The sequence below is a fragment of the Xanthomonas prunicola genome (assembly GCF_025266575.1).
Lineage (GTDB): Bacteria > Pseudomonadota > Gammaproteobacteria > Xanthomonadales > Xanthomonadaceae > Xanthomonas > Xanthomonas prunicola.
Window position 1 is genome coordinate 1,892,838 of sequence record NZ_CP096142.1, and the last position, 13,441, is coordinate 1,906,278.

At 64.7% G+C, this 13,441-nt stretch carries 7 protein-coding genes; 5 read left to right on the forward strand and 2 right to left on the reverse strand.

What is annotated here, in order from left to right:
- Positions 1-115: 115 nt before the first annotated feature.
- Positions 116-1,603, reverse strand: coding sequence for a SulP family inorganic anion transporter (locus tag M0D43_RS08115; RefSeq protein ID WP_260808095.1), 1,488 nt, complete (start codon positions 1,601-1,603; stop codon positions 116-118).
- A gap of 209 nt (positions 1,604-1,812) precedes the next feature.
- Here M0D43_RS08115 and M0D43_RS08120 point away from each other — a divergent pair, with 209 nt between their 5' ends.
- The 4 genes from M0D43_RS08120 (at position 1,813) to M0D43_RS08135 (ending at position 7,628) form a co-directional block, all read left to right on the forward strand.
- Entirely contained in the window at positions 1,813-3,237 is a 1,425-nt protein-coding gene (locus M0D43_RS08120) for a cellulase family glycosylhydrolase (RefSeq protein WP_260808096.1), read from the forward strand.
- A 398-nt stretch (positions 3,238-3,635) separates the two neighbouring features.
- A complete protein-coding gene (locus M0D43_RS08125) occupies positions 3,636-5,822 on the forward strand; it encodes a methyl-accepting chemotaxis protein (protein WP_260808246.1) in 2,187 nt (728 codons plus the stop codon).
- 96 nt (positions 5,823-5,918) lie between these two features.
- Positions 5,919-6,572 carry a TetR/AcrR family transcriptional regulator gene (locus M0D43_RS08130; protein WP_252164241.1) on the forward strand — a complete coding sequence of 218 codons (654 nt, stop codon included), beginning with the start codon at positions 5,919-5,921 and terminating at the stop codon, positions 6,570-6,572.
- 168 nt (positions 6,573-6,740) lie between these two features.
- Complete coding sequence (locus tag M0D43_RS08135; protein ID WP_260808097.1) at positions 6,741-7,628, forward strand: SDR family oxidoreductase; 888 nt, start codon at positions 6,741-6,743, stop codon at positions 7,626-7,628.
- A gap of 78 nt (positions 7,629-7,706) precedes the next feature.
- Here M0D43_RS08135 and M0D43_RS08140 read toward each other — a convergent pair whose 3' ends face one another.
- Positions 7,707-10,313, reverse strand: coding sequence for a PAS domain S-box protein (locus tag M0D43_RS08140; RefSeq protein WP_260808247.1), 2,607 nt, complete (start codon positions 10,311-10,313; stop codon positions 7,707-7,709).
- 229 nt (positions 10,314-10,542) lie between these two features.
- Here M0D43_RS08140 and M0D43_RS08145 point away from each other — a divergent pair, with 229 nt between their 5' ends.
- Positions 10,543-13,422, forward strand: coding sequence for a M16 family metallopeptidase (locus M0D43_RS08145; protein ID WP_260808098.1), 2,880 nt, complete (start codon positions 10,543-10,545; stop codon positions 13,420-13,422).
- Positions 13,423-13,441: the final 19 nt, after the last annotated feature.

The window sequence follows — 13,441 nt, forward strand, 5'->3', positions numbered from 1 at the left end:
CATCGGCATCGCCCACCCGAACTTGAATTCGTTCGCAGCTGCGCTCAGCGCATTGACAGCCGGGGCACTGCGTGCGCGGCACGGCTGCGGATAGCGCCCAGCCGTGTGGCCCTGCTCAGGGCAACGCAGACTCCAACGCGTCCTCGCCCAGGGCATGCTGCTGCATCAGGCGCCTGCTGCCCGCATTCAAGCCTTTCACCTGCACATCCAGATCGTGATGGCGCAGGCGCTGCACCACCTTGTCCAGTGCCGCCACCGCGGTGATGTCCCAGAAGTGGGCGCGGCTGACATCGAGCACCACCGCGCGGCCGGGCACCTGCCGTGCATCGAAGGCATCGATGAACACATCGGCCGAGGCGAAGAACACCTGTCCGCGCACGGTGTAGGTGCGCACGCCTGCGGCGCTGTCGTCGTGCGTGATCTGCAGCAGCCCGGCCACTTTGAAGGTAAAGAACACTCCGCTCAGCAGCACGCCTACCGCCACGCCTGCCGCCAGATTGCGGGTGAACAACGTCACCGCCACAGTGGCCGCCATCACCACGCTGGACGTACGCGGGTTGGTGACTACCGTGCGCAACGAGCGCCAGTCGAAGGTCTCTGCCGACACCATGACCATGATCGCCACCAGCGCGACCACCGGCACCTGCGACACCCACGGCTTGAGCGCCACCATCAGGATCAACAGGAATACGCCGGCAAACAATGTGGATAGCCGGCCACGGCCGCCATATTTCACGTTGCCCACGGTCTGTCCGATCATGCCGCAGCCGGCAATACCACCGAACAGACTGGCCGCAGCGTTGGCGATGCCTAGCCCGGTGCATTCGCGGTTCTTGTTGCTGGGCGTGTCGGTGAGTTCATCGACCACGCGCGCGGTCATCATCGACTCGAGCAAGCCCACCATTGCAATCGCCAGCGCCGGCATCGCAATGATGCGCAGCGTTTCCAGCGTCAACGGCACCGCCGGCCATTGCAGGAACGGTAGGGCGTTGGGCAGCTTGCCCAGATCGGCCACGGTCTCCAGCGGCAGATGCAGCGCAGTGCCGGCAACGCTGAGCAGCAGAATGCACAGCAGCGGCGAGGGAATTGCCGACAGCCCCGGCACGCGCAGACGCGGCAGGCCGTAGATGATGGCAAGGCCTGCGCCCAGCATGACCCAGGTAGTCAGATTGGCGCCCCGCAGATGCGGCAATTGCGCCGTGAAGATCAGCACGGCCAGCGCATTGACGAAACCGGTGCGCACCGAACTGCTGACAAAGCGCATCAGCACGCCCAGCCGCAACAACCCGAACAGGATCTGCACCACGCCAGCGAGCAAGCCGGCGGCCAGCAGATATGGCAATCCGTGCGCGGCCACCAGCGGTGCAGCCACCAGCGCCACCGAGCCGGCCGCAGCAGAAATCATTGCCGGCCGTCCCCCGCAAAACGCAATCACGATGCCGATCACGAAGGATGCGAACAGGCCCACCTGCGGATCCACCCCGGCCACGAACGCGAATGCAATCACTTCGGGAATCAGGGCAAACGTGGCCACCGCACCGGCCAGTAGTTCGTGCGCGGGGGAGGCGCGCCATTGCGCCAACTCGGCACGCAATAAGGACATTGGGACACTCCGGGAACAGAAAGGACAGCCTGCGGACAGCACGCAGCGACCCTAGTGTGCGGGAAAGCGACCTCGCCCGCAGCTTGGGTGTGATCGGTGCGCCACTGCGCTCTTCTGTGGCAGCGGTCACGCCACACGGCGCAGCCGAAGACCAAGATGCCCCCCTCACCGCGCTCGGCTGTCGAGCTCGGTTATCCAGGGAGACCATCATGTCCATCTTCAGGGCTGCAAGTACGCTCGCATTGGCAACTGTGTTAGCGCTAACCGCTGCACCGGCTTTCAGCTATTCGGTCAGCAAGAACAAGATCGTCGACGACAAGGGCAAAGTGGTTCAGCTCAAGGGCGTCAACGTGTTTGGGTTCGAAACCGGCAACCATGTCATGCATGGTCTGTGGGCGCGTAACTGGAAGGAGATGATCAACCAGATGCAGGGCCTGGGCTTCAACGCGGTGCGCCTGCCGTTCTGCCCGGCCACGCTGCGCAGCGACACCATGCCCACAAGCATCGACTACAGCCGCAACGCCGACTTGCAGGGCCTGACATCGCTGCAGATTCTCGACAAGGTGATCAACGAATTCAACGCACGCGGCATGTATGTGCTGCTGGATCACCACACGCCCGATTGCGCGGCGATTTCCGAGCTGTGGTACACCAGTTCGTATTCCGAAGCGCAATGGCTGGACGATCTGCGCTTTGTCGCCAACCGCTACAAGAACGTGCCGAGCGTGATCGGCGTGGATCTGAAGAACGAGCCGCACGGCGCCGCCACCTGGGGCACGGGCAACGCCGCCACCGACTGGAACAAGGCCGCCGAGCGCGGTTCTGCCGCTGTGCTTGCGGTGGCGCCGAAGTGGATCATTGCGGTGGAAGGCATCACCGACAACCCGGTCTGTTCGACCAATGGCGGCATCTTCTGGGGTGGCAGCCTGCAGCCGCTGGCCTGCACCCGATTGAACATTCCGGCCAACCGCCTGTTGCTGGCACCGCATGTATACGGCCCTGATGTGTTTGTGCAGCCGTACTTCAACGACAGCAACTTCCCCAACAACATGCCCGTCATCTGGGACCGTCACTTCGGCCAGTTCGCCGGCAATCACGCGCTGCTGCTCGGCGAATTCGGCGGCAAGTACGGCCAAGGCGATGCGCGCGACAAGGTATGGCAGGACGCGCTGGTGAAGTACCTGCGTAGCAAGGGCATCAACGAAGCGTTCTACTGGTCGTGGAACCCCAACAGCGGCGACACCGGCGGCATCCTGCGCGACGACTGGACCACTGTGCGGGAAGACAAGATGACCCTGTTGCGGACATTGTGGGGCACAGCAAGCCGCGTCACGCCGACGCCAACGCCAACTCCCACGCCGACTCCAACACCGACGCCGAGCACTGGCTTCAGCACGAAGGTGATCCCGGACAGCACGTGGAACGGTGGCTACTGTAATCGCGTGCAAGTCACCAACACCGGCACCGCCAGCGGCACGTGGTCGATCTCGCTGACGGTCACCGGCACCGTCAACAACGCCTGGAATGTCACCTGGTCACAGAGCGGCAGCACGCTCCAGTCCAGCGGCGTGGACTTCAACCGTACCCTGGCTGCCGGTGCAACGGCTGAGTTCGGCTTCTGCGCGGCAAGCTGAGCGACTGGCGGCATGCATGCAGCGCGCGCCGCCAGTGCATCGAAGACGTCTGCGGGCCGCACTGCACGATGGAGTGCTTCGTGCAGTGCGGCTGATCATTGTGTTGTGTTGCGAGCGGATTGAACACGGCAGATGTCCTTGGGACAACCTAGACAGTGGCAAGGACAACATCGACAGCGCGGGAGCGCCATTGGATGCGATGCGTTGTGATCGAACACGCGCATGACAACCAATGGCGCTCTTGGACTCACGTCGGCATGCCGTCGTTACGCAACGCATGTCTCAGATAAGCAGACGCTGCCGCAGATGGCATTCAACACCGGCGTTTATCAGCCGTTATCCAGACCATGGCGCTTGTGCGCGTTTTGGATGTCGTTCTCATGCCGGTTGTTTCCCTGTTGCGTCGTTACGTTGCCAATCTTCCACTCACCCGTAAGTTCGTGCTGTTGTGCACGCTGTTGGCCGTGGGCGTGATCCTGCTGGCGATGGCCGCCGCGCGCCTGCAATATCTGGACCTGGTTGAGGCGCGCAAGCTCAGCGTCAAGACCGAGGTGGAGATGGGCCTCACCGTGATGCAGCACTACGCCAACAAGGTCAAAGCCGGCGAGCTGAGTCTGGAGCAAGCCAAGGAAGCCGCACGCACGACGCTGGCCGATATGCGTACCAACGATGGCGTGGATTACTTCTTCATCGTCGACCCGCAGATGCGCATCCTGATGCATCCAAAGCGTCCGGTCGGCAGCGACATGACCGACTACAAGAGCGATGCCGGGCAGTACGTGTATCGCGACATCAAGACCGCCATCGATAGCGGCGACGGCTTCAGCTATTACCACGCGCCCAAGCCGGGCAAGAAGGAACAGCTGCCGAAAATCAGCTACGCCAAAACCTTCCCGGCCTGGAACTGGGTGCTGGTGATGGGCGTGTACGCCGAAGACATTCAAGTGCAGGCGTGGGGATTCACCCGCACCTTGACGTTGATTGGCGGCGCCCTGGTGGCGCTGGTGATCGGTCTGTGCTGGTTGATCGCCTCGGCCATGTCGGCGCCGCTACGCGCCGCCTCGCGCACTGCCGAGGCGATCGCCTCGGGCCGCTTCGACAACGACATCCGGGTGGAATCGCGCGATGAAACCGGCCAGCTGATGCACAGCATGCAGCAGATGCAAAACCAGCTGCAGCGCTTCAACGGCGAGATGCAGACGATGATCCGCCTGCAGCAGGGCGAAAACATCGCGCACCGCATTCCGGAAGATTTCCCCGGCGATTACGGCACCCTGGCGCACGGCGTCAACACGGTGGTGTTCGAACACCTGGATGCCATCAACGAAGCCATGGATGTGATGAGCGACTACGGCCGTGGCGATCTACGCCGCGACATGCGTCGCCTGCCTGGCCAGCGCGCAGCCCTGCATCAGGCGCTGGATACGGTCAAAGACAATCTGTCGGCAATCAACAGCGACATCGCACGTCTGGCCGATGCAGCCGCGCGCGGCGATTTCTCCGCACGTGGCGATCAGGCGCGCTATCAGTTCGCGTTTGCGGAAATGGTGCAGGCCTTGAACCGGCTGATGCAGCAGGCCGACGCAGGGTTGGACGATGTGGGCCGCATCATGGCCGCGATCGCCGATGGCGATCTGTCGCAGCGCGTGGCGTCGCATTACGAAGGGGCGTTCGGTCGTCTGGCCGATGCGGCGAACCGCACCGCCATTCAATTGACCAGTATCGTGCAGGGTATCCAGCACTCGGCCGAGATGATCAACACCGCGGCAGGCGAGATCGCCAGCGGCAATGCCGACCTGTCCACGCGTACCGAACATCAGGCGGCGAATCTGGAAGAAACCGCCGCTTCGATGGAAGAACTCACCTCCACCGTGCGCCAGAACGCCGACAACGCGCGGCAGGCGAACCAACTGGTCAAGGGCACCGGGGAAGTGGCCGAAAGCGGCGGTCGCGTGGTGCAGGAAGTGGTCAGCACCATGCAGGCGATCACGCAATCGTCCGCGCGCATTTCCGACATCATCGGAGTGATCGACGGCATCGCCTTCCAGACCAATATCCTGGCCTTGAATGCAGCGGTGGAAGCGGCGCGCGCAGGCGAACAAGGCCGTGGGTTTGCCGTGGTTGCCACCGAAGTGCGCGCCCTGGCGCAGCGCTCGGCCGGTGCCGCCAAGGAGATCAAACAACTGATTTCCGATTCGGTGGAAAAAGTGGCGCAAGGCTCGGAGTTGGTGCAACAGGCCGGCAGCACCATGACCGATGTGGTCAGCTCGGTGAAGCGCGTGACCGACATCATGGCCGAGATCACCGCCGCCAGCACCGAGCAAAGCGCCGGCATCGAGCAGGTCAGCACCACGGTGATGCAGCTGGACGAAATGACCCAGCAAAACGCCGCATTGGTGGAAGAAGCCACCGCAGCGGCGCGCAGCATGGAAGATCAAGCCGCGGACCTGACCCGTGCCGTAGCGGTGTTCCGCTTGGCATCGGAAGACGCAACGCCGCGTGTTCGCGTGTCGTCGATCGAGCGCACCGCCGCCAGGCAGGCCGCAGACACGCAGCCCGGGCATTCGCACAGGCTCAGCGCGTGACAGACGCCGCCTGCCACGCAGGTGGGCCAGCGCCCATGTGTGACAGGCGATGTCGTTAGACTGCGGGGCCGCACCGGCTTCTAACTGCCTGGAATCGTGACCAAACAGCATCCATCGGCGGTACGTCCGCGCAAGGTTCCTCAGCAATCGCGAGCGGAATACACCGTCGCCGTCCTTCTGGAGGCGGTGGCGTGTCTGCTGGAGACCGACGGAGCGGAGCGGCTGACCACCAATCGCGTGGCGCAGCGAGCCGGGGTCAGCATCGGTTCGCTGTATCAGTATTTTCCCGGCAAGGACGCGCTCATCGTTGCGTTGTGCCAACGGGAGCGCAATGCGTTTCTGGCCGACGCCGGAGACGCGCGGCAGGCGCCGGATGGTCGAGGCGCGTTGTTGCGGCTCATCGGCGCTGCGGTCAATCAGCAACTGCATCGACCGGAGCTGGCGCGCCTGCTCGACTTCGAGCAGACGCGCCCAGTGATTGCCCGGGAACTGGCGCCCTTCATCGTCGCGATGGCGGCACTGGTCGGCCAATTACTGGAACGTGCAGATATCCCGCCACAAGCCGATAGCGCCGCCGCGATCGACGATGTCATTGCCATCGTCCGCGGCATGGTCAATGCGGCCGGCGACCGTGGAGAGCACGATCGCGCCGGTCTGGAACAGCGCATCGGCCGCGCCGTGTTCGGCTATCTGGGCATGCCCGCGCTAGCGCCGGAAGACCCTCACACGCGCTGCACAGCATCCGTTTAACCGTGGTCTGGCGGCTGAAATGTGAGCGGTAGCGGCCATCGCCGACGCGGGCGCACGCTGCATCCACTGCCATTGCAGGCCCACCGGTTACGCACGCAATGCGAGTTTCGCAAGCGGCTCATTGCTCGCAGGATAGTCGCTCTGGACAACCCCTCAAGAGCACACGCAATGCGCATTTTCGTCACTGGCGCGACCGGATTCATCGGGTCTGCCATCATCGCCGATCTCCTCCATGCCGGTCACCATGTCACCGGGTTGGCACGCTCGGAGCCCGCAGTCGCCACGCTTGTCGCCGCAGGCGCGCAGGTACATCGCGGCACGCTTGACGACCTCGATGGCCTGCAGCAGGCGGCTGCGCTGGCCGATGCGGTTATCCACACCGCGTTCAACCACGATTTCTCGCGCTTTGTCGCCAATTGCGAGGCAGATCGGCATGTCATCGACGCGCTTGGCTCGGCACTGGCCGGCTCCAAGCGTCCATTGGTCATCACCTCCACTACCGGGACGGCGAACGCAGTGGCAGGCGAGCCAGCGCTGGAAACCAATCCCATCGCCAGTTCGAGCGTATTGCCGCGCGCGGCCTCCGAGGAAGCCGCCGCCTCGCTACTGCAGCGCGGTGTCAATGTGTCGGTGGTGCGGCTCCCGCAGGTACACGATCGGATCAAGCAAGGCCTGGTCAGCAACTTGATCGAGGTGGCGCGCACAACTGGACGATCGGCGTTCGTCGGCGATGGGTGCAACCGCTGGCCGGCAGTCCACCTGCGGGATGCGGCCAGCCTGTACAGGCTGGCCGCGGAAGCCGGCAATGCCGGCAACAAGTATCACGCAGTTGCCGAAGAGGGCGTCCCGCTGCGCGCGATCGCTGAGGCCATCGGCCATGGCTTGAACGTGCCGGTGGTCGCGCTGCCGGTCGATCAGACGCAGGCGCATTTCGGCTGGCTGACGCGATTTGCCAGCCACGATCTCCCTGCATCCGGCGCACAGACGCAACAACAGTTGGGATGGCAACCGGGTGGCCCCGGCCTGCTGGCCGATCTTGCGCTGATGCGCTACTGAGCCGATCGCCGCGTACTGGACCTGCGCCGCCAGCAGGTGCTGGCATCCAGCACGCGGCGCAATGCAACGCCAGCGCGCTCAGGGGCGGGATGCTGTTATCCCGTCCGGCAAGCGCGCGCGTTTAGCCGCATACATCGCCTCGTCTGCGGCATGCATCAAGCTGGCCGCCTCGGCCTGTGCGCCGTGTTGCCAGGCCACACCGATGCTGGGCTGGATCGGTAGATGCTGGTCGCCGAACATGGCGCCTTCCGCCGCACGCGTGCGGATGCGATCTGCCATCGCGGCGCATTCGGCTTGCGGATCATGCAGCGCATCCAGCAACACCACGAATTCGTCGCCGGCCAGGCGTGCGACCAGATAGCGCTCGCCAGCCGCGCGTTGCAGGCAATGGCCGAACGCGACCAACACTGCATCGCCAGCACGGTGGCTGTAGGTATCGTTGATACGTTTGAAGCCATCCAGATCCAGAAACATCACCGCCACCGCCAGCTGCTGCTGGTGCGCCTGCGTAATCGCCGCCTGTAGCGCTTCGGACCAGGCATGCCGGTTCGGCAGTCCGGTCAACGCATCGCGGGTGGCGCGTTCGTGCATCAAGCGGTGCAGCGTCTTGTGCGCAGTGACATCGTGCGCCATCAGGAAGAACCCCTGCGCCGGCGTCGCAGTGCCGTGCATTTCCGGCACCAGGGTGACTTCCACATCGCGCGAGTTGGTGCCGCGATGCAAGACATGTTCGAAACTGGCGCGCTGCCCGGCCACCGCCTGTGCCAATGCAGCGCGCGCGGCGGAGTTGAGGTCTTCGCCCAACACTTGGGTGATATGGCGACCAACCAGGCTGGCAGGTTCCATACCGAGCCAGGCGCGATGTGCCTCATTGGCGAACAGGTAGCGCTGCTCGGCATCGAACTGGGCAACCAACGTGGGCGTCGCATCGCTGATCGCGCGCAGACGCGCCTCGCTTTCGGCCAGCCGCTCGGCTGCCACATGGCGCTCGGTCACATCTTGAATCTGCGAGACGAAATGCACCGGCGCACCGCGACTATCGCGCACCAGCGAGACCGACAGCTGCGCCCAGATCACCGTGCCCTGCTGGCTGATGTAGCGCTTGGCCAGGCTGTAACTGCCGCGTTTGCCGTCGATCAGATCCCGCACCAGTTGCAGGTCCATCTGCAGATCGTCGGGATGGGTGATCTGCTCGAAGGTCGTGCGCAGCAAATGCTCGCGCGGATAACCCAGGATGCTGCACAGCGAAGGATTCACGTCGCGCCACTCGCCTTCCAACGACACGATCGCCATGCCCTGCGGCGCGGTTTCGAACGCACCGGTGAAGCGCTCGGCGGCCAGCTGCGCGGCGGCTTGGGCCTGCAATTCGGCAGTGACGTCGATGGCCATCGCCAGATACCCGGCCAGGCCTTGCTGGGCGTCGTGGATGATGTTGAAACACAGGCGCACACGACGCAGTTCGCCGTCCTTGCGCACCAGGGTCCAGAGTTCTTCGGCCAGCACATCGCCGGCAGCGGCCGCCGCCAGCCTCACATACGACGGCGGCGACAACGCCAGGGCCGCCATGTGCCGTTCCAGTTCGGCCGGCAGATGGAACTGCGTCGGGCAGGTGCCCAGCACCTCGTCGGCGCTGTAACCGAGCAGGCGCTCGGCACCGGGATTGAAGAGTTCCAGACGGCCCTGCGGGTCGAACGCCATGATCGCCACGTCCTGCGAGGCGTCCACCAGCGCCTGCAGCCGCGCGCGTTCGCCAGCCAGCGCAGCCGAGGCATTCCGGAGCTCGGTGATGTCGTGCATCACGCACACCGCGCCCAACGCCGTGCCCTTGTCGCCGACCACCGGGTCTGCATTGCACAGCACGCTGCGCGGAGGCTGACCGTTGGCACGGATCACCAGTTCGGCATTGCGTACGTGTTCGCCGCGCCACGCGCGTAGCAGCGGAATCGCATCGGTGGGCAGCAGATGATTGCCGTCGGCGGTGTATAGATCGAAATGCAGCGCCCATTGCGCCGGTGGCAACACGCGCGGGTCGGTGCCATGCCATTGCCGCGCGGCGTGGTTGAACTCGCGCAGCAAACCGTCGGTGCCGCAGGCCACCACGCCGTCGGGCATGGCTTCCAGCAGCATGCTCAGGGTCTGCCGCTGCGCCTGCGCATCGAGCCGATCGCGGCGCGCTTCCAGCTGGCTGACCGCTTGCCGCGCCAGGCGGATCAGCGCCTGCTTCTGCTGGTCGTCGAGCACGCGCGATTTGGTGCTGAGCGTGCATAAGGTGCCGTAGGCATAGCCCTCCCGGCCGACCAGCGGCACCCCGACGTAGGAGCGCACACCGGGCGCGGCGGTCACCAACGGGTTGTTGACGAAGCGTGGGTCTGCCTCGGCGTCGGGCACTTCCATCAACTCGGTACCCATCACCGCGTAGGAGCAGAACGACTCGCTGCGCGGCGTGCCCTCCAGGTCGGTACCGCAGCGCGCCTTGAACCATTGCCGGTCGGCATCCAGCAGCGACACCAGTGCCATCGGTGCGCCGGCAACATGCGACGCCAGCCAGGCGATATCGTCGAACTCGGCCTCGGCCTCGGTGTCCAGCACCCCCAGCCGGCGCACTGCGTCCACGCGCAAAGCATCGTCGACGGGGATCGGCACGGGCGGCAACAGGACGGTCATGGCGTGATCGGCGGGTAGCATCTGGTCAGGGTAGGTCGCCCAAAGTAACGGCGAGGCGACGAGCAACTTGAGCAACGCGGCCAGGCACGCTCACACAAGCGGGCTCTAGAAAGCGGCCGCGCCGGCACGCAGTACTGCCAACTTCTGCGTTCCATCCGCAGCAAACCCCGCCCATCCCCTGCCCATCAGCATTTGCGGCGCCGCCAAGCAGCCACTACCCTCGGTCGATTGCCCTGTTCTGGAGTGTCACATGCTGCGTCCACTGTCCTTGTTGATCGCCGGTGTGCTCGGCGTCGCTGCCGGTTGCGTTGCCCCCGCCGTTGCCGCCGCCCCGGCCAGCCTGTCCAAGAGCACGGCCAGCAGCGCCATTCCCGACATCGCCTATACCCGCTTCACCCTGCCCAACGGCCTGACGGTGGTGGTGCACGAAGACCACAAGGCGCCGGTGGTGGCCGTCAGCATTTGGTACCACATCGGCTCCGGCGACGAGCCGGCCGGCAAGACCGGGTTTGCACACCTGTTCGAGCACCTGATGTTCTCCGGCTCGGAGAACAACAAGGGCAGCTTCTTCGCGCCGCTGGAAAAGGTCGGCACCACCGACATGAACGGCACCACCTGGTTCGACCGCACCAACTATTTCGAAACCGTGCCGACCACCGCGCTGGATACCGCGCTGTGGCTGGAATCGGACCGCATGGGCCACCTGCTCGGTGCCATCGGCCAGCAGGAACTCGATACCCAGCGCGGCGTGGTGCAGAACGAAAAGCGCCAGGGCGAGAACCGCCCGTATGGCCGCGTGGACCAGAACATCCTGTCCAACCTGTTCCCGGCCAACCACCCCTACCAGCACGACACCATCGGCTCGATGGAAGACCTGGACGCGGCCTCGCTGGCCGACGTCAAACAGTGGTTCAACGACAATTACGGCGCCGCCAACACCACCCTGGTGCTGGCCGGCGACATCACCGTGGCGCAGGCGCGCGCCAAGGCCTTGCAATACTTCGGCGATATTCCGTCCGGCAAGCCGGTGGCGCGCCAGCAGCCGTGGGTGACCCCGCTGGCGGCGCAGAAGCGCGGCGTGCAGCACGACCATGTCTCGCAGCCGCGCATCTACCGCACCTGGGCCGCGCCGCAGCTGGGTAGCGAGGACATGATCCAGCTGGATCTGGCCACCACCGTGCTCGGCGGCGGCAAGACCTCGCGGCTATACCAGCGCCTGGTCTATCAGGACAACCTGGTGGACGAGGTCTCCGCCTCGGTGCAGCCGTTTGCGCTGTCCAGCCAGGTGCAGATCCAGGCCGACGTGAAGGACGGCGTGGATCCGGCCAAGGTCGAGGCGGTCATCGATGAAGAACTCAAGAAGTTCATCGCCCAGGGACCGACCGCCGACGAACTGCAGCGCGCACAGGTGGCCTACCGCGCCGGTTTCGTGCGCGGGCTGGAAAAGGTGGGCGGCTTCGGTGGCAAGGCGGTGATCCTGGCCGAGGGCCAGGTCTATCGCGGCGACCCGGGCGCCTACAAGAAAGATCTGCAGCGCGTCCAGGCCGCTACCGTGGACAGCGTCAAACAGGCGTCGGCAACGTGGTTCGGCAAGGGCGATTACCTGTTGACCGTGCTGCCGGCCGGCAAGGATTTCGATCCGGCCGCCGAAGACAAGACGGTGGTCGCGCGTGGCGAAGAAGCTGGCAAGCCGGCGCCGAAGCTGCCGGCCGCGGGCACGTTCAAGGTCACCGCCTCCACGCTGGATCGCAGCAAGGGCGTGCCGCAGACCGATCAGTTCCCGGACCTGAGCTTCCCCAAACTGCAGCGCGGCAAGTTGAAGAACGGCATCGAGGTGATCCTGGCCGAGCGCCACACCATCCCGGTCACCCAGGTGGAGTTGCTGTTCGACGCCGGCTACGCCGCCGATCAGGGTAAGAAGCTCGGTACCGCCAGCTTCAGCGCCGCACTGATGAACGAGAGCACCGCCGCGCTGGATTCGGTGGAAGTGGCGCAGCGCCGCCAGCGCTTGGGTGCGATCACCGCGGTCGGCTGCGATCTGGACAGCTGCAGCGCTTCGCTGGATGCGCTCAATGACCAGCTGCAGCCGTCGCTGCAGTTGTTCTCAGACATCGTGCGCAACCCGGCATTCAAGGCCGCCGACATCGAACGCGTCCGCGGCCAATGGCTGTCCGGTATTGCACAGGAAAAGACCCAACCCAACAGCCTGGCGCTACGCGCGTTGCCGCCGTTGCTCTTCGGCGACAAGCACCCGTACGGCATCCCGCTCACCGGCAGCGGCACCGAGGCGGCGATCAAGAGCCTCAACGCCCAGGATCTGCAGAATTTCCACAGCCAATGGCTGCGTCCGGACAACCTGCGCATCCTGGTGGCCGGCGACACCACGCTGGCGCAGATCATTCCGCAGCTCGATGCCGTCTTCGGCGACTGGAAGGCTCCGACCACCGCGTTGCCGAAGAAGAACCTGGCCAACGTCGCCGCCCAGCCCAAGCCACGCGTGTATCTGATCAACCGCCCGGACGCACCGCAGTCGGTGATTCTGGCCGGCTTGCTGGCCCCGTCCACCAAGGCACCGGATAACCTGGCGATCGGTGTGGCCAACGGCGCCTTCGGCGGCACCTTTACCTCGCGCCTGAACATGAATCTGCGCGAAAACAAGCGCTGGGCCTATGGCGCGGGCACCCGCATGATGGATGCGCAGGGCCAGCGGCCGTACCTGTTCTCGGCACCGGTGCAGACCGACAAGACCGCCGAATCGGCCAATGAGATCTTCAAGGAAGCGACCGCCATCATCGGCGACAAGCCGCTGACCACCGACGAGATCGAGAAGATCAAGAACCAGCGCATTCGTGCCCTGCCCGGCAGTTTCGAAACCACCGGCGCGGTGCTGGGTGCGATCGAAGGCATCGTGCAGTTCGACCGCCCCGACGACTACGTGCAAACGCTCAAGCCGCGCCTGGAAGCGATCGACCAGACGGCCGCGCAAAAGGCCATCAAGGAGATCATCAAGCCAGAGGCGATGACCTGGGTCATCGTCGGCGACCTGAAAAAGATCGAAGCCCCGGTGCGTGCGCTCAAGTTGGGCCAGGTGCAGGTGCTGGATGTGGACGGCAAACCGGTCAAGCGCTGATCGCACCTGTCGCACCGGC